The organism is Mycobacterium cajalii (assembly GCF_045809005.2).
In the GTDB taxonomy this organism is placed as follows: Bacteria; Actinomycetota; Actinomycetes; order Mycobacteriales; family Mycobacteriaceae; genus Mycobacterium.
On the sequence record NZ_CM141436.1, the window covers coordinates 1,379,558 to 1,396,290 of the forward strand.

A 16,733-nucleotide genomic window follows, 5' to 3' on the forward strand; every position below is an offset into this window, starting at 1 on the left:
TGGTTACATTTGTTCGCGTGCGTGTCTCGTGCGCCGGGCCTGAGCCGATGATGGACCGCCGTGGGCAACGGTAAGTCGCGGCAACTGAGCGGTCTCAAGCAACGGCTGACCTCCCAACCCGGTCACCAACTGGTCGGCGTCGTGCGCATCCCCGAAGACCCCGCCAGCCCCGCGCGCGTCATCACGCGCCGGGTGGCCATCGCCCTGGTGGTGTTGTTCGCCGCCGCCGCCATCGTCTATTTCGAACGTGGCGGCTACCGCGACGTGCGGGACCGGGAACTGACGTTCGTCGACTCGCTCTACTTCGCGGCGGTGTCGCTGTCGACGACCGGATACGGCGACATCACCCCGGTCACCGAGTACGCGCGTCTGATGCACACCGTGATCTTCACGCCGCTGCGGATCGCGTTCCTGGCCGTGCTGGTCGGCACGACGCTGGAGGTGCTCTCCGAGCGGTCCCGGCAGGCGTGGAAGATTCAGCGTTGGAGGAACAAAGTGCGCAACCACACCGTCGTGATCGGCTACGGCACCAAGGGCAAGGCGGCGGTCGCCGCCAAGGTCAGCGACGAGGCCGCCCAGGGCGACATCGTCGTCGTCGACATCGATCGCACGGCGCTCGAGCACGCCGCGGCCGCCGACCTGGTCACCGTGCACGGCGACGGCACCAAGTCCGACGTGTTGCGGTTGGCCGGCGTGCAGCACGCGTCGTCGATCATCGTCGCGACGGGCCGCGACGACACCGCCGTCCTGGCGACGTTGACGGCACGCGAACTCGCCCCCAAGGCCAAGATCGTCGCCGCGATCCGGGAGGCCGAGAACCAGCACCTGTTGCAGCAATCGGGAGCGGACTCGGTGGTGGTCTCGTCGGAGACGGCCGGCCGGCTGCTCGGCCTCGCCACGACCACGCCCAGCGTGGTCCACATGATCGAGGACCTGCTGACCCCGGACGTCGGGTTGGCGATCGCCGAGCGCGAGGTGGAGCAGAACGAGATCGGCGGTTCGCCGCGCCATCTGCGCGACCTCGTGCTCGGCGTGGTGCGCGACGGCCAGCTGCTGCGCATCGGCGCGCCGGAAGCGGACGCCATCGAGGCGAATGACAGGCTGCTCTACGTCCGCAGCGCGGGGCAGTAGTGGGGGCCGACTTTCAGCTGCGGGAGATTCCGTTGCTCTCGCGCGTCGGTGCCGACCGCGCCGACCAGCTGCGCACCGACGTCGACGCGGCCGCCGCCGGATGGGCCGACGCGGCGTTGTTGCGGGTGGACTCGCGCAATCAGGTGCTGGTCGCCGACGGCCGGGTGGTGCTCGGCGCCGCGGCGACCCTCGCCGACGAGCCACCGCCGGACGCGGTGTTTTTGGGCCGCATCGATGGCGGCCGCCACGTCTGGGCGATCCGGGGCGCGCTGCAGGCGCCGGAGGAGCCCGGCGTGGACGTCGAGGTGCTCAACCTGCGCAGCCTCGGCCCGATCTTCGACGACACCAGCAGCCAACTGGTGTCGTCGGCGATCGCGCTGCTGAACTGGCACGACCGGGCGCGGTTCAGCTCGGTGGACGGGTCCCCGACGAAACCGGCGCGGGCGGGCTGGTCGCGCATCGACCCCGTCACCGGTCACGAGGAGTTCCCGCGTATCGACCCGGCCGTGATCTGTCTGATCCACGACGGCGGGGACCGCGCGGTGCTGGCCCGCCAGGGCACCTGGCCGGAACGGATGTTCTCGCTGCTGGCGGGGTTCGTGGAAGCCGGCGAATCGTTCGAGGTGTGCGTCGCCCGGGAGATCCGCGAGGAGATCGGCCTGACCGTCCGCGACGTGCGCTACCTCGGCAGCCAGCCCTGGCCCTTCCCGCGTTCGCTGATGGTCGGGTTCCATGCCGTGGGCGACCCGTCCGAGCAGTTCTCGTTCAACGACGGCGAGATCGTCGAGGCGGCGTGGTTCACCCGCGACGAGGTGCGCGCCGCGCTGGAGGCCGGCGACTGGAGCAGCGCGTCGGGCTCGAAGCTGCTGCTGCCCGGGTCGATCTCGATCGCGCGGACCATCATCGAATCGTGGGCCGCGCTCGACTGACGCGGGGGTTAGTGGATGCGCTCGGTGATGGCGTGCAGCACGGTGTCGGCGATGTGCTCGGTCGGTTCGATGCCCAGCACGCCGACGGAGACCAGCACCGCGGCCTTGGTGCGGTACAGGTGGCTCCAGCCCGCGGAGGTGAGTTCCACGGTCGAGGAATCCGGCCGTGCCAGGGCGAAGTCGTAGGCGGGATCGTGTCATGCGGCGCACTCGTGCCGCCTGGATACCAGCTTGGTCAGGGCCGCGCGCGCGTCGCGGTACACGGCGACGGCCTGGCTGACGTTGTTGATCGGGGCGATGCCGCCCGGCCTCAGATCGTCGGTCGTGCCACCGTAGGCCACCGCGCGGTACTCCTTCCCGCTGCGGTGCCGGGCCGGGCACCAAAATGCGGGTCGGGGCCGCTCAGCCGGCGACTTCGGCCAGCTTCGCCTTCACCTCGGCGGCGCTCGGGTTGGTCAGCGTCGAGCCGTCGGCGAACTTCACCGTCGGGACCGTCCGGTTGCCGCCGTTGACCGAGCTGACGAACTCCGCGGCCGTCGGGTCCGCCTCGATGTCGACGGCCTCGTAGGCGATCCCGTTGGACTTGAGCACCGTCATGAGCCGGTGGCAGTAGCCACACCAGGACGTCGTGTAAACGGTGACGGCAGCATTCGTCATGACAGCCAAGGTAGCGCGGGGCGGTCCGATGCAGCCCGGCGGTCCCGGCGGCGGCGCGACACGCCGAAGGCCGCGTTTGTCGGCGGCCGCTGCCAAGATGGACGCCATGCCGATGGTCGCCGATTCCCTGACCGCCGGGCTGGACGACGAGCAGCGCGACGCGGTGCTGGCCCCACGGGGACCGGTCTGCGTGCTCGCCGGCGCCGGGACGGGCAAGACGCGCACCATCACGCACCGGATCGCCCAACTCGTCGCCGGCGGCCATGTCGCCGCCGGGCAGGTGCTCGCGGTGACGTTCACCCAGCGGGCGGCGGGGGAGATGCGGTCCCGGCTGCGGGCGCTGGACGCCGTCGCGCGCACCGGCGCGGGTGTCGGCGCGGTGCAGGCCCTGACGTTTCACGCCGCCGCGCACCGTCAGCTGCGGTACTTCTGGCCCCGGGTGGTCGGCGACACCCGGTGGCAGTTGCTGGACAGCAAGTTCGCCGTGGTGGCGCGGGCGGCCGGTCGCGCCCGGCTCAATGCCGGCACCGACGACGTGCGCGACCTGGCCGGTGAGATCGAGTGGGCCAAGGCGTCGCTGATCGGACCCGAGGAGTACCCAAGCGCGGTGGCCGCCGCGGGCCGGGACATCCCCCTGGACGCCGCGCAGGTGGCGGCCGTCTACTCCGCCTACGAGGCGCTCAAGGTCGGCGACGAAGCGGTGACGCTGCTCGATTTCGACGACCTGCTGCTGCACACCGCGGCGGCGATCGAGAACGACGCGGCCGTGGCCGAGGAGTTCCGCGACCGCTACCGCTGCTTCGTCGTCGACGAGTACCAGGACGTCACCCCACTGCAGCAGCGGGTGCTGTCGGCCTGGTTGGGCGACCGGGACGACCTGACCGTGGTCGGCGACGCCAACCAGACCATCTACTCGTTCACCGGGGCCTCGCCCCGCTTCCTCCTCGACTTCTCGCGGCGCTTTCCCGACGCCACGGTGGTGCGCCTGGAGCGTGACTACCGTTCGACCCCGCAGGTGGTGTCGCTGGCCAACCGGGTGATCGCCGCGGCCCGCGGCCGGGTGGCCGGCAGCAAGCTGCAGCTGATCGGTCAGCGCGCACCCGGCCCGGCCCCATCGTTCCGCGAGCATCCCGACGAGCCCGCCGAGGCCACGGCGGTCGCGGCGTCCATCGCCCGGCTGATCGAGTCCGGCACCGCCCCCGGCGAGATCGCCGTGCTGTACCGGGTCAACGCGCAGTCCGAGGTCTACGAGGAGGCGCTGACCGACGCGGGCATCGCCTACCAGGTCCGCGGCGGCGAGGGGTTCTTCAACCGCCAGGAGGTCAAGCAGTCGCTGCTGGCGTTGCAGCGCGTGGCCGAACGCGGCCCCGAGGGCCCCCTGCCCGAGGTGGTGCGCGGCGTCCTGGAACCGTTGGGCCTGAGCGCCGAACCGCCGGCCGGCAGCAAGGCGCGGGACCGGTGGGACGCGCTGAACGCGCTCGCCGCGCTGGTGGACGACGAAGTGGCGCAGCGCCCGCAGCTGACGCTTCCGGCCCTGCTCGCCGAGCTCCGGACCCGCGCCGACGCGCGGCACCCGCCGCCGGTCCAGGGGGTCACGCTGGCCTCGCTGCACGCCGCCAAGGGCCTCGAGTGGGACGCGGTGTTCCTGGTCGGCCTGGCCGACGGCACGCTGCCGATCTCGCACGCGTTGGCGCACGGGCCCGACAGCGAGGCCGTCGAGGAGGAGCGCCGGCTGCTGTACGTCGGCATCACCAGGGCGCGGGTGCATCTGGCGCTCAGCTGGGCGCTGGCGCGCAGCGCGGGCGGGCGTCAGGGCCGCAAGCCGTCGCGGTTCCTCAACGGCATCGCGCCGCAGGCCCGCGCCGACGCCGCGCCGGTCAAGTCGCGGCGCGCCAAGTCGGCGCCGACCCGCTGCCGGATCTGCAACGACAACCTGACCACCCCGGCGGCCGTGATGCTCTCGCGCTGCGAGACCTGCGCCGCCGACGTCGACGAGGACCTGTTGCTGCGGCTCAAGGCCTGGCGGCTGGACACCGCCAAGGAACAGAACGTGCCCGCCTACGTCGTCTTCACCGACAACACGCTGATCGCGATCGCCGAGCTGCGGCCGGCGGACGAGGCGGCCCTGATCGCGATCCCCGGCATCGGCGCGCGCAAGCTCGAACAGTACGGACCCGACGTGCTGGACATGGTGCGCGGCCGCTGACGGCCGGACCCGCAGGTAGAAAATCGATTGCGGTCGGCGCCGGCGGCCGTTTACCCTCTATCAGGCACGACGAGAGGAGGGCGGCCGCGATGCTGATCATGCGTACCCCGCATGCCGCCCACGCCGCCGCGCCGGCGGCCCGGGGCAAGCAAGCCAAGCACCGCGCCGCCGCCGCCGCGACTCGCGCGTCCGTGCACCGGGGTTCTCCCTAACCAGACCCCATCCCCTCGAGGCCACGGACCCGAAGTCACCAGGATCCGTGGCCACAGTTTTCTCGACTGTCCGCACTCTGGCCCGGATCACCAGCACCCCGACCAGAAAGCAGGTGAACGGACATGTCGGCAGCGACGGTCCCCAGACGGCCCCGCAGACAATCCCTGCCGTGTCACGCCGGCGATCCCGACCTCTGGTTCGCCGAGACCGCCGCCGACCTCGAGCGCGCCAAGGCCCTGTGCGGGAGTTGCCCGCTGCGCCGCGAGTGCCTGGCCGCGGCCCTGGAACGGGCCGAACCCTGGGGTGTGTGGGGCGGCGAGATCCTGGACCGCGGCGCGGTCGTGAGCTGCAAACGTCCGCGCGGGCGTCCCCGCAAGGATGAGGCCGCCGCCTAGACGACGGCGGTGTCGGGCTCGGCGAAGCCGGGGATCAGTTCCTCCGAGAGCGCCTTGATCGGCACATGGGCATCCAACTGGCACAGGATCGCCGACACCGACGCGATCACGCGCATCGGGATCGCGAGCTTGGGCGGCAAGTCCATCTGCCGGGCCGTCTTGATCTGCGACACCGACCGGTCGATCTGCCTGTAGGTCATCTTCTGCAGCCACTTGCGGGTGTAGTGGAAGACGTCGACCTGCACGGGCTCGACGTACTGGCGCAGCATCTCGTCGATGTCGCGCACCGAGACCTGCTGGCCCTTCTGGATGAAGCCGACCTTCTCCATCGTCGGCAGCAGCAGGTCGTAGTTCTTCTCGCGCGCCAGCCGGATCGTCATCCCGAGCTCGATGGGATAGCCGCCGGGCAGCGGCGCGACGGCCCCGAAGTCGATGACGCCCATCCGGTTGTCGGGCAACAACATGAAGTTGCCCGGATGGGCGTCCCCGTGCAGCATGCCCAGCCGGCGCGGCGCGTCGAAGGTGAGCTCCAGCAGCCGGGTGCCGATCAGGTCGCGCTGCTCGGGGGTGCCGTGGCGGATGATCTCCGCCATCGGCAGGCCCTCGATCCACTCCTGCACCACCACCTTGGGGGCGCTGGCCACCACGTGCGGTACCGCGAACCGCGAGTGCCCCTGGTAGGCCTTGGCGAAGGCGCGCTGGTTGTCGGCCTCGAGCCGGTAGTCGAGTTCCATCTCGGTGCGCTCGATCAGTTCGTCGACGACACCCTGCACGTCGGCGCCGGGGGCGAGCTGTTTGACGACGCCGACCATGCGCTGCATGGTCTTGAGGTCGGCGCGCAGCGCCTCGTCGGCGCCGGGGTACTGGATCTTGACGGCCACCTCGCGGCCGTCCGACCACACCGCCTTGTGCACCTGGCCGATGCTGGCCGAGGCCACCGGCTTGTCGTTGAACGAACTGAACCGGTCCCGCCACTTGGTGCCCAGCTGGGCGTCGAGCACCCGGTGCACCTTGTTGGCGGGCAGCGGCGGGGCGTCCTTCTGCAGCTTGGTCAGGGCTTCGCGGTAGGGCTCGCCGTACTCCTCGGGGATCGCGGCTTCCATCACCGAGAGGGCCTGGCCCACTTTCATCGCGCCGCCCTTGAGCTCGCCCAGCACGGTGAACAGCTGGTTGGCGGCCTTCTCCATCAGCTCGGCCTGGACCTCGTCCTTGGACTTGCCGGTCAGGCGCTTGCCGAAGCCGAGCGCTGCCCGGCCGGCGAAGCCGACCGGGATGCTGGCCAGCTTCGCGTTGCGCGCAGCACGGCCGCGTTTGATGTCTGCCACACACCTATCATCCACGACGGTCAGCCCCGCGGGGGTGTTGATCTCGCAACAACCCGGCGCCGGGCCGCCGGCGCCGGGCCGTAGGTTGTGCTGTGCCGGCCGCGGTCCCGCGACTGGGCGACACGCGCATCCGAAGGGTGGACCGGGAAAGTCATGGCAGCAAAGCAGGCGCAGCACGACGCCGCCGAGGCCCTGTTCAGGGCGATCATCGAAGCGCTGGACAAGAACCGCAAAGAAGGAACCTTGACCTCGGCGGCGCTGGACGAGCTCGCCAGGGCGTACGCCTCGGTGGCGACGAACGTGCCGGAGCAGGGGCGACTGGGGTAGCCGTGCCGACCCACGGCCGCGTCAGCAGGAGCACAGCGGATGCCTGCTCCACTGGCGCGCCACCAGGGCGCCGGCGGCGAGATCGAATTCCAGCGTGGCGTTCAGCGCCTGCGGCGGGCCGGGATCGGGTGCCGCCTGCTGTCCGCGGACCGCGGCGATCACGCGGTTCACCTGGCTGAGCGCCAGCGCCGCCGTGGCCAGCAGGGTCGCGCGGTCGGCGACCCCGACGGCGTCGCGCAACTGCGCGGCGATCGCCGGCCACGCCGCGTCACGGTCGCGGCGGTGCAGGTCCGCGCAGCCCAGGCAGCTGGTCACCCCGGGGATGACCAGCGGCCCGACCAGCCCGATGCCGTCGCGCACGCGCACCGGCAGGTGCGGCACTTTGCGCTTGTGCAGCTCGCGCACCATGCGCGGGTCGGCGACCAGGTAGTCCGACAGCACGACCAGATCCACGGCGGCGCCCGACATCGCCGCGTGCGGCTGGCTGCTGTGCGCGATCCGGGCTCCGGAGCAGCGCAGCGACTCCACGAGCAGGTCCGACAGGGGCCCCCGGCCGTGCACCCGGATCGTCGCCGTCCGGCCGTCGGCGCGCCGGCATTCGGTGGCGACGCCGGCGCCGACGAGTTGCGCCACCAGGCCGGTCAGCCCGTCGGGATCGTCCAGCCCGCGGTCGAGGGCCTGGCGCTGCAGCTCGGGCAGCGGCGTCGGTGATCGCATGGAGAGCAGCAGCGCGGCCAGGTCGGTGGCGGCCAGCCCGGCCGGCGGCTGGATCAGGACGGCGCGGCGGGGATCCCAGCCCACCTGGACCGCGCCATCGGGCCGCAGCAACACCGGCATCGCCGGGTCCAGCGCGTAACGGGCGGAAGCCAGCACCGGGGACATGAGTCGAGACTGTGCCACGCCGGGCGCGGCGGCCCCACTCAGTTGTCCACAGGACCGCCGTCGGCGTCGCCGTCCTTCTCGAACTGGGCGAGCGCCTCGTCGATGCCGCTGGTGTCCCCGCCGATGATCCGGTCGATGAACCCGGCCGGCTCGTCGAGGTCGTCGGCGGAGGGCAGCAGGTCGGGGTGCTGCCAGACGGCGTCGCGGGCGTCGGCGCCCGCGGCCTGCGTCAGGCGCTCCCACAACGCGGCGGCCTCCCGCAGCTTGCGGGGCCGCAGTTCCAGGCCGACCAGCGTCGCGAACGTCTGCTCGGCCGGGCCGCCGCTGGCCCGGCGGCGGCGCAGTGTCTCCGAGAGCGCGGCCGTGCCCGGGATCCGGTCGCCCAGCGCCGCGGTCACCACCACCTGCACCCACCCGTCGATCAGCGCCAGCAGTGTTTCGAGGCGTTCCAGCGCCTGCTTCTGGGCCGGTGTCGCCTTGGGCTCGAAGACGCCCTGGCCGAGCAGGTTCTCGATGGCCGCGGGATCTGCCAGCGACGCCGGGTCGAAGTTGCGCGCCAGGTCCTCGATTCCGCTCATGTCGATCTGCATGCCGCGCGCGTAGGCCTCGACGGTGCCCAGCAACTGGCTGGCCAGCCAGGGCACGTGGCTGAACAGCCGGTGGTGCGCGGCCTCGCGGGCCGCCAGGAAGGTCAGGATCTCGCTGCGCGGCTGCTCGAGCCCCTTGGCGAACTCTTCGACGGCCTCCGGCATGATCGCGGCCACGCCCTTGGGTCCCAGCGGCAGACCGATGTCGGTCGAGGTCAGCACCTCGCGGGACAACCGGCCCAGCGCCTGGCCCAGCTGCGACCCGAACGCCATGCCGCCCATCTGGGACATCACCGCCAGCAGCGGGCCCGCCATGGTCTTGGCCTCCTCGGGCAGCGAGGACGCCCACACCGACGAGATCTGCTCGGCCATCGGGTCGCACAGCCGCTTCCAGGTTTCCAAGGTGTTGTCCACCCAGTCGGTGGGCGACCAGCCCACCGCCTTGCTGGTGCCGGCGGGCAGCGCCGTGGCCCCGTCCAGCCAGGTCTCGGCCAGGTGGACCGCGTCCGCGATCGCCGCGTTCGTCGTGGCGGGGACCGGGGCGGCGAACCCGATCGAGCTGGCGGCGACCCGGCGCGCCAGTTCGTAGTTGACCGGACCGGAGGTTTTGCCCCCGGCCATGACGGTGCCTGCGCTGTTGAACATCTGGCCCAGTTGGGTGAAGAGCTGGCCCAGGTCGCCCATGCCGAAATCGCCGCCGAGGCCGAACGCGCCGAACGGGTCGGAGGCGCCCGACCCGGAATCGGGGTCCTTCTTCCTGTCGCGGTCGGGATCGTCTCCCGACGAGAAGCCGAAAGGCAGGTCAGCCATGACCCCAACGGTACTCATCGCCGGCACGGAACGTGGGGAGCCCGGGTCACGCTCGTAGCTGAATGGGACCAACGCGGTCCCGTCTAGTGTGATCGGCGTGAACAGGCGGATTCTGACCTTGATGGTCGCGCTGGTGCCGATCGTGGTGTTCGGGCTGCTGCTGGCGGTGGTGACGGTCCCGTTCGTGTCGTTGGGGCCCGGGCCCACTTTCGACACGCTCGGCGAGGTGGACGGCAAGCAGGTGGTGCAGATCCAGGGCGCGGTCACCCACCCCACGACCGGTCACCTCAACATGACGACGGTGTCCCAGCGTGACGATCTCTCGTTGGGAGAGGCGCTGACGCTGTGGCTTTCGGGGCAGGAACAGCTGGTGCCGCGCGACGTCGTCTACCCGCCGGGCAAGTCGCGCGAGGAGGTGGACAAGGACAACAACGCCGATTTCAAGCAGTCCGAACAGAGCGCCGAGTACGCCGCGCTGGGGTATCTGAAGTACCCGTCCGCGGTCACCGTCGCGAAGGTCAGCGATCCCGGCCCGTCGGCGGGCAAGCTGAAGTCCGGCGACGCGGTCGACGCGGTCGACGGCGTCCCGGTGGCCGACGTCGAGGCGTTCACCGGATTCCTGAAGCACACCAAACCGGGCCAGGTCGTGACGATCGACTTCCGGCGCAAGAACGAGCCGGCCGGCGTGGCCCAGGTCACCCTCGGCGCCAACAAGGACCGCGACTACGGCTTCCTGGGTGTCGCCGTGCTCGATGCGCCGTGGGCGCCGTTCGAGGTGACCTTCAACCTGGCCAACATCGGGGGACCGTCCGCGGGGCTGATGTTCAGCCTGGCGGTCGTCGACAAGCTCACCACCGGGGAGTTGGCCGGCTCGAAGTTCATCGCCGGGACGGGCACCATCTCCGTCGACGGCAAGGTGGGGCAGATCGGCGGCATCACGCACAAGATGGTCGCCGCGCACGACGCCGGTGCCACGGTCTTCCTGGTGCCCGCGAAAAACTGCTACGAGGCGAGTTCGGACAACGCGACCGGCATGCGCCTGGTCAAGGTCGACACGCTCGGCGAGGCGGTCGACGCCCTGCACAAGATCACGTCGGGGGGTCAGCCGCCGACGTGCTAGACGATGCGGACCGCGCCTAAGGCGAGGTGCGTACAGTTGTGACCGTCCAGGAAAATGCGTGGAAACACAGCAAACTGCCAGGGACCGTCCAGCGGGACGGCGCCGGCCACGTTGACGCCAGTTGAATCGATCAGGAGCGTAGCCAGTGGGGATGCGGCCCACCGCAAGAATGCCGAAGCTGACCCGGCGCAGCCGGATTCTGATCATGATCGCCCTGGGCGTGATCACCCTGCTGCTCGCGGGCCCGCGGCTGGTCGACGCGTACGTCGACTGGCTGTGGTTCGGCGAGCTGGGCTACCGCTCGGTGTTTTCCACCGTGCTGGTCACCCGCCTGGTGGTGTTCCTGGTCGCCGGTCTGCTGGTCGGTGGCGTCGTGTTCGGCGGGCTGGCGCTGGCCTACCGGACCCGCCCGGTGTTCGTCCCGAGCAACGAGAACGACCCGTTGGCGCGCTACCGCACCGTGGTGGTGTCCCGGCTGCGCCTGGTCGGCATCGGGGTGCCCGTCGCGATCGGGCTGCTGGCCGGCATCGTCGCGCAGAGCTACTGGGTGCGCATCCAGCTGTTCCTGCACGGCGGCGACTTCGGCATCAGGGACCCGCAGTTCGGCAAGGACCTCGGCTTCTACGCGTTCGAACTGCCGTTCTACCGGCTGGTGCTCAGCTACCTGTTCGTCGCGGTGTTCCTGGCGTTGGTGGGGAACCTGCTGGTGCATTACCTGTTCGGCGGGATCCGGTTGTCGGGCCGCAGCGGCGCGCTGAGCCGCTCGGCGCGCATCCAGTTGGTCAGCCTGGTCGGGACGCTGGTGTTGCTCAAGGCGCTCGCCTACTGGCTGGACCGCTACGAGTTGCTGTCGCACACCCGCGGCGGCAAGCCGTTCACCGGTGCCGGCTACACCGACATCAACGCCGTGCTGCCGGCGAAGCTGATCCTGATGGCGATCGCGCTGATCTGCGCCGCCGCGGTGTTCTCCGCGATCACGTTCCGGGACTTGCGCATTCCGGCCATCGGCCTGGTGTTGTTGCTGCTGTCGTCGCTGATCGTGGGTGCGGGCTGGCCGTTGATCGTCGAGCAGATCAGCGTCCGACCCAATGCGGCGCAGAAGGAAAGCGAGTACATCAGCCGCAGCATCTCCGCGACGCGCCAGGCGTACGGCCTGACCTCCGATGTCGTGACGTACCGCAACTACTCCGGCGACGCCAGGGCCACCGCCCAGCAGGTCGCCTCCGACCGCGCGACCACGTCGAACATCCGGCTGTTGGACCCCACGATCGTCAGCCCCGCGTTCACGCAGTTCGAGCAGGGCAAGAACTTCTACTACTTCCCCGACCAGCTGTCCATCGACCGCTACATCGACCACAACGGCGCGTTGCGCGACTACGTCGTCGCGGCGCGGGAACTCAACCCGGACCGGCTGATCGACAACCAGCGTGACTGGATCAACCGGCACACCGTCTACACCCACGGCAACGGCTTCATCGCCTCGCCGGCGAACACGGTGCGCGGCATCGCCAACGACCCCAACCAGAACGGTGGCTACCCGGAGTTCCTGGTCAACGTCGTGGGCCCCAACGGCGGGGTGATCTCCGACGGGCCCGCCCCGCTGGACCAGCCGCGCATCTACTTCGGTCCCGTGATCGCCAACACCTCCGCCGACTACGCGATCGTCGGACGCAACGGGGCGGACCGCGAATACGACTACGAGACCAGCAACGAGACCAAGAACTACACCTACACCGGTCTCGGGGGAGTGCCGATCGGCAGCTGGCTTTCCCGCAGCGTGTTCGCCGCCAAGTTCGCCGAGCGGAACTTCTTGTTCTCCAACGTGATCGGCTCCAACAGCAAGATCCTGTTCAACCGCGACCCGGCGGCGCGTGTCGAGGCGGTGGCGCCGTGGCTGACCACCGACAGCTCGGTGTACCCGGCGGTGGTCAACAAGCGGCTGGTGTGGATCATCGACGGCTACACCACGCTGGACAACTACCCGTACTCACAGCTCACCTCGTTGGAGTCGGCCACCGCCGACTCCAACGAGGTGGCGTTCAACCGGCTGGGGCCCGACAAGCAGGTCTCCTACATCCGGAACTCGGTGAAGGCCACCGTCGACGCCTACGACGGCACCGTCACGCTCTACCAGCACGACGAGAACGACCCGGTGCTCAAGGCCTGGATGCGGGTGTTCCCCGGCACCGTCAAGCCCAAGAGCGAGATCACCCCCGAGCTGGCCGACCACCTGCGCTACCCCGAGGACCTCTTCAAGGTGCAGCGCATGCTGCTGGCCAAGTACCACGTCAACGACCCGGTGACGTTCTTCTCCACCTCGGACTTCTGGGACGTGCCGCTGGATCCGAACCCCACCGCCAGCAGCTATCAGCCGCCGTTCTACATCGTCGCGAAAAACATTGCCAAGAACGATAATTCGGCGTCATACCAGTTGACGAGCGCGATGAACCGGTTCAAGCGCGACTACCTGGCTGCCTACATCAGCGCCAGCTCCGACCCTGCCACCTACGGCAAGATCACCGTGCTGACAATCCCGGGGCAGGTCAACGGGCCCAAGCTGGCCAACAACGCGATCACCACCGACCCGGTGGTGTCCCAGGACCTCGGCGTGATCGGGCGCGACAACCAGAACCGGATCCGGTGGGGCAACTTGCTGACGCTGCCGGTCGGTGCGGGCGGGCTGATGTACGTCGAACCGGTCTACGCCTCCCCGGGGGCCAGCGACGCCGCCTCGTCGTACCCGAGGCTGATCCGGGTGGCGATGATGTACAACGACAAGATCGGATACGGGCCCACGGTGGGCGATGCGCTCACCGGGTTGTTCGGCCCGGGCGCGGGTGCGGCCGCGACGGGCATCCAGCCCACCGAGGGCGGCGGCGGGGCGAGTCCGCCCGCGAGCCCCCCGACGCCGGCCGGAACGCCGGGGACGCCCGGGTCGCCTGCGTCGCCGGCGCAGGCGATGCCGCCGGCGCCGGACGGGGCGGTGACCCTGTCCCCGGCGAAAGCCGCTGCGCTGCAGGACATCCAAACGGCGCTGAGCGCGGCCAAGGACGCGCAGAAGAAGGGTGATTTCGCGGCCTACGGCGCGGCGCTGCAGCGCCTCGACGATGCGATCACCAAGTACAACAATGCCAAGTAGGTGGCTTCGTGCCCCGCGCCGGTGCGCGGGTCGGCGACAAGCCTGCCCGGCGCCGACAACCCCGCTGACCGTGCGATTTGGTAGCGCTGACGTCGGTTCGGTAACCTGGGGTTCACCAACGCGGGGTGGAGCAGCTCGGTAGCTCGCTGGGCTCATAACCCAGAGGTCGCAGGTTCGAATCCTGTCCCCGCTACCAGGTGAAATGGCTCCCGGAGACTTCTCCGGGAGCCATTTTCATGCCCGATGGGAACACTTTTGGGAACATTAGGGTCGCTAACGACTCTGCACAAGGGGACTTTGATTGATGTGTCGCGCGACTCCCGTCTGTCGGGCATTTGAGCTCGTGAAAGGCCCAGCGTGACGCTGTGCGTCGTGCCAAGAGATCGATTCGCATGCGGGCCGGCGCGTGCTTCGATAGCGGATGGGTTCGCGAAAGCGAGCCGTGGTTCGGCCGTGCTCTTCAATGGTCGCCATGGGTCCTGGCCTCAAACCCGACTGCGCTGCAGACCCCTGACGAGCTATGCGTCTGATCAGGTCGCCTGTACCCGCGTCCATTCAGGGGACCGGGGTTGGCCGACATAGAGTTGTCTGATGGAGACCGCACCCGCCATAACTGATGCTGACGCTGTCGACCTCTACGAAGACGAGAAAGCTGAGCTCTTCGAGGCAGAGAAGGATTCGGGCTACCCGATCTCTTACTCTGGGACAGATTTCGACGCTGAAGGACTTGTTCGCCGACTCGATCGCGGCGATATCATCGTGCCTAACTTTGGTTACGCCGAAGATGCTATCGATGTATCTCCTTTTCAGCGCGGGTTCGTATGGACGCGGCCACAGATGGATAGGTTTATCGAGTCATTATTGCTCGGGTACCCGATCCCGGGGATAGTTCTGGTTCAGCAGGAAGACAAAAGCTATCTGGTACTCGATGGTCAACAACGCCTTAAGACCCTGGCCGCCTTCTACAAAGGTATCCATCGCGGTAAGGAGTTCGTTTTAACTAATGTAGCAGAGCAGTTTCAAGGACTCAGGTACGAAACGCTTTCACCATCGCTGAAGAGAATGCTCGACAATTCTTTTATCCAAGCAATAATCGTAAAAGGTGATAAGTCGGATGCGTCGGCGGAATCGATTTATCAGGTGTTCGAACGTCTCAATTCGGGTGGTACGCAGCTGACTCCTCACGAGATTCGAGTCGCACTAAATACGGGTGCACTTGTGTCTCTGCTTTCCGAACTTAATCAAGAGGTCGGCTGGCGCCAGATATATGGTCCCGTATCGTTAAGAATGCGGGACCATGAGCTGATTCTGCGGATACTTGCGCTGTATCACAGATCCGCGGAGTATGCGACGCCCATGAAAAGATATTTGAATAAGTTTCTTCGCGATCATCGGAATCTTTCCGGTTTGCATGCAGACACGATAAAAGGTCTTTTCGGCCAGGCGACCACGTTACTATCTGAGGCGGGCGCTCGAGACGTACTGCGCCGCCAAGGCCAGCGCGTGAACACAGCGCTGCTCGAAGCATCCGTAATTGCGTGTATGAAGTTGCTCGCGGCCAATCCATCTGCCTCGGTCGATGAGGTAAGAATCGGGTTGTCTCGACTCGTGGGTGATGTAGACACACCTCGGGTTACTTCATCCGGCACGACAAACGAGGAGACGGTGCGGAAGCGGCTTGCTATCGCCGCAAAGGCGTTCGGAGTTGTCTAAGAAGCAGCATCAGTGGCCACCCATCTCGATCCCGGTCTTGGAACGAGAACTTGATCGGCTGGCCGACGCGGTTATGGCAGGAGATGATCGCGAATTGAACGAGCAAATGTGGTTATCGCGATTTCTGGTGGTGCGAGCTTGCGGCTATTTGGAGCAATGTGTGCACTTGATAGTGAGTGACCACGTCCAGGAAAATAGCTGGGGTACGGTCAGGTCGTTCGCTATTTCTTGGATGCCTAGGAGTAGAAATCCATCAGCCGAGAATCTGATGGAAGTGCTAGGGCGACTCGACGCGTCGCTTCAAGAAGAATTTGAGATCCTACTAGCAGATAATGACGGTGAACTTCGCCAGCGCCTTGCACTTCTAGTTGGCAGAAGACATCAGATAGCCCATGGGGAGAATGAAGGAATGGGAACGCAGTCTGCATTGGATCTGTATCGTGCCGCGAAAGCTATCTCAGATTGGTTTGTAAGACGTTTTGCACCGTATACGGGCGCAAAAACGAGTTGAAGTCTCGCCGAAGGTCCGCGCGAATTATGGAAAGCCCACACGGACCATCTTGCTATCGGCAACTAAGTTGCACGTAACAACTGTCGTCAGGTCGGCCAATCCTGCTTCGAGCTGGTCAACTCGACCACGCTTTCGCCGAAGTCGGCGACGACCCGCAGGTTTCCGCCAAGTGCGGCGACATAAGACTGCAGCGTGCCGAGTTCGGTGTGGGACAGGTCGCCACCTTCGAGCTTGGACACACGCGCCTGGGAGACGCCCATCAAAGCGGCGACGTCGGCCTGGCGGGCATGTCCACACGCCTTGCGTATGTCGGCAAGGCGTTGCGCCTGCACGGCGTCGTGCATTTCCTTGCGCGCGGCATCGGCGCGGGCCGGGTCCACCCTTCCCTGCGCGATGGCTTCCGCACGAATCTCACGCCAGTTACGTGCCACGATCATTCACCTCCCTTGTTCGCCAGCCAGTTCTCATACCGCTGCTCGGCCACCGGAATGTAGTCGTCGTACCAGCTCTTCCAGTTGCCCGCCTTGTCCCCGCCGAGCAATAGGATCGCCTGACGCCGCGGATCGAACATGAACAGGATCCGGATGCTGGTGCCGGCTGGCCGTAGCTCCTTCATGCTGTGGAACTTCGATCCCTTGACCTTGTCCACCGTGGGCCGGCCTAGCGTTGGTCCTTCCAGCTCGAGCAGGTCGATGGCCCCGGTGACCGCTGCCATCGCTTCGTCGTCGAGTGAGAAGTACCAGGCTTCGACCTCCTCGAGCAGGATCACATCCCAGGACATCGACATT

18 protein-coding genes and 1 tRNA gene are annotated in these 16,733 nt (G+C 67.8%); 11 read left to right on the top strand and 8 right to left on the bottom strand.

Going from position 1 to position 16,733, the window contains the following annotated elements; genetic code table 11:
• Positions 1 to 60 precede the first annotated feature (60 nt).
• Complete coding sequence (locus ACJ512_RS06600) at positions 61 to 1,131, top strand: potassium channel family protein (RefSeq protein ID WP_407688254.1); 1,071 nt, start codon at positions 61 to 63, stop codon at positions 1,129 to 1,131.
• Positions 1,131 to 2,060, top strand: coding sequence for an NAD(+) diphosphatase (gene nudC / locus ACJ512_RS06605; protein ID WP_407688253.1), 930 nt, complete (start codon positions 1,131 to 1,133; stop codon positions 2,058 to 2,060). The genes ACJ512_RS06600 and nudC overlap by 1 nt, the downstream gene beginning before the upstream one ends.
• An 8-nt stretch (positions 2,061 to 2,068) precedes the next feature.
• On the opposite strand, the gene ACJ512_RS06610 is transcribed toward nudC, so the two are convergent.
• The 3 genes from ACJ512_RS06610 to mrx1 form a co-directional block, all read right to left on the bottom strand.
• Positions 2,069 to 2,209, bottom strand: a complete 141-nt coding sequence (locus ACJ512_RS06610; protein ID WP_407688252.1) for a hypothetical protein — start codon at positions 2,207 to 2,209, stop codon at positions 2,069 to 2,071.
• A 48-nt stretch (positions 2,210 to 2,257) separates the two neighbouring features.
• Complete coding sequence (locus ACJ512_RS06615; RefSeq protein ID WP_407688251.1) at positions 2,258 to 2,401, bottom strand: hypothetical protein; 144 nt, start codon at positions 2,399 to 2,401, stop codon at positions 2,258 to 2,260.
• Between the two features lie 61 nt (positions 2,402 to 2,462).
• A complete protein-coding gene (gene mrx1, locus ACJ512_RS06620) occupies positions 2,463 to 2,717 on the bottom strand; it encodes a mycoredoxin Mrx1 (RefSeq protein ID WP_407688250.1) in 255 nt (84 codons plus the stop codon).
• 106 nt (positions 2,718 to 2,823) lie between these two features.
• On the opposite strand from mrx1, the gene ACJ512_RS06625 reads away from it, so the two are divergent.
• The 3 genes from ACJ512_RS06625 to ACJ512_RS06635 all read left to right on the top strand — a co-directional run bounded on the left by ACJ512_RS06625 (position 2,824) and on the right by ACJ512_RS06635 (position 5,531).
• A complete protein-coding gene (locus ACJ512_RS06625; protein WP_407688249.1) occupies positions 2,824 to 4,923 on the top strand; it encodes an ATP-dependent DNA helicase UvrD2 in 2,100 nt (699 codons plus the stop codon).
• Between the two features lie 89 nt (positions 4,924 to 5,012).
• The gene (locus ACJ512_RS06630) at positions 5,013 to 5,135 is read left to right on the top strand and encodes a hypothetical protein (RefSeq protein ID WP_461480003.1); all 123 of its coding nucleotides are present in this window, start codon (positions 5,013 to 5,015) and stop codon (positions 5,133 to 5,135) included.
• Positions 5,136 to 5,258: 123 nt separating this feature from the next.
• On the top strand, positions 5,259 to 5,531 hold the full coding sequence (locus ACJ512_RS06635) for a WhiB family transcriptional regulator (RefSeq protein ID WP_407688248.1): 273 nt from the start codon (positions 5,259 to 5,261) through the stop codon (positions 5,529 to 5,531).
• Here the strand turns inward: ACJ512_RS06635 and ACJ512_RS06640 are convergent.
• A complete protein-coding gene (locus tag ACJ512_RS06640) occupies positions 5,528 to 6,871 on the bottom strand; it encodes a macrolide-binding ATPase MABP-1 (protein ID WP_407688247.1) in 1,344 nt (447 codons plus the stop codon). The genes ACJ512_RS06635 and ACJ512_RS06640 overlap by 4 nt on opposite strands.
• Positions 6,872 to 7,009: 138 nt before the next feature.
• Between ACJ512_RS06640 and ACJ512_RS06645 the strand changes: the two genes are divergently transcribed.
• The gene (locus tag ACJ512_RS06645) at positions 7,010 to 7,183 is read left to right on the top strand and encodes a hypothetical protein (RefSeq protein WP_369740020.1); all 174 of its coding nucleotides are present in this window, start codon (positions 7,010 to 7,012) and stop codon (positions 7,181 to 7,183) included.
• 21 nt (positions 7,184 to 7,204) lie between these two features.
• Here ACJ512_RS06645 and ACJ512_RS06650 read toward each other — a convergent pair whose 3' ends face one another.
• The gene (locus ACJ512_RS06650; protein ID WP_407688246.1) at positions 7,205 to 8,065 is read right to left on the bottom strand and encodes a cyclodehydratase; all 861 of its coding nucleotides are present in this window, start codon (positions 8,063 to 8,065) and stop codon (positions 7,205 to 7,207) included.
• Between the two features lie 38 nt (positions 8,066 to 8,103).
• Positions 8,104 to 9,480: a zinc-dependent metalloprotease gene (locus ACJ512_RS06655; RefSeq protein WP_407688245.1), complete on the bottom strand. Its 1,377-nt coding sequence runs from the start codon at positions 9,478 to 9,480 to the stop codon at positions 8,104 to 8,106.
• A 79-nt stretch (positions 9,481 to 9,559) separates the two neighbouring features.
• On the opposite strand from ACJ512_RS06655, the gene ACJ512_RS06660 reads away from it, so the two are divergent.
• The 5 genes from ACJ512_RS06660 (at position 9,560) to ACJ512_RS06680 (ending at position 15,945) form a co-directional block, all read left to right on the top strand.
• Complete coding sequence (locus ACJ512_RS06660) at positions 9,560 to 10,582, top strand: YlbL family protein (protein ID WP_407688244.1); 1,023 nt, start codon at positions 9,560 to 9,562, stop codon at positions 10,580 to 10,582.
• Between the two features lie 145 nt (positions 10,583 to 10,727).
• The gene (locus ACJ512_RS06665) at positions 10,728 to 13,721 is read left to right on the top strand and encodes a UPF0182 family protein (RefSeq protein WP_407688243.1); all 2,994 of its coding nucleotides are present in this window, start codon (positions 10,728 to 10,730) and stop codon (positions 13,719 to 13,721) included.
• A 119-nt stretch (positions 13,722 to 13,840) separates the two neighbouring features.
• A tRNA-Met gene (locus ACJ512_RS06670) sits at positions 13,841 to 13,917 on the top strand.
• Positions 13,918 to 14,312: 395 nt separating this feature from the next.
• Positions 14,313 to 15,434 (top strand): DUF262 domain-containing protein, encoded by a 1,122-nt coding sequence (locus ACJ512_RS06675; protein WP_407688242.1) that lies wholly within the window; start codon positions 14,313 to 14,315, stop codon positions 15,432 to 15,434.
• On the top strand, positions 15,427 to 15,945 hold the full coding sequence (locus tag ACJ512_RS06680; RefSeq protein WP_407688241.1) for a HEPN domain-containing protein: 519 nt from the start codon (positions 15,427 to 15,429) through the stop codon (positions 15,943 to 15,945). Before ACJ512_RS06675 ends, ACJ512_RS06680 begins: the two co-directional genes overlap by 8 nt.
• A gap of 86 nt (positions 15,946 to 16,031) precedes the next feature.
• On the opposite strand, the gene ACJ512_RS06685 is transcribed toward ACJ512_RS06680, so the two are convergent.
• Positions 16,032 to 16,382, bottom strand: a complete 351-nt coding sequence (locus ACJ512_RS06685; RefSeq protein ID WP_407688240.1) for a helix-turn-helix domain-containing protein — start codon at positions 16,380 to 16,382, stop codon at positions 16,032 to 16,034.
• The gene (locus ACJ512_RS06690) at positions 16,379 to 16,726 is read right to left on the bottom strand and encodes a type II toxin-antitoxin system RelE/ParE family toxin (protein WP_407688239.1); all 348 of its coding nucleotides are present in this window, start codon (positions 16,724 to 16,726) and stop codon (positions 16,379 to 16,381) included. The genes ACJ512_RS06685 and ACJ512_RS06690 overlap by 4 nt, the downstream gene beginning before the upstream one ends.
• Positions 16,727 to 16,733 lie beyond the last annotated feature (7 nt).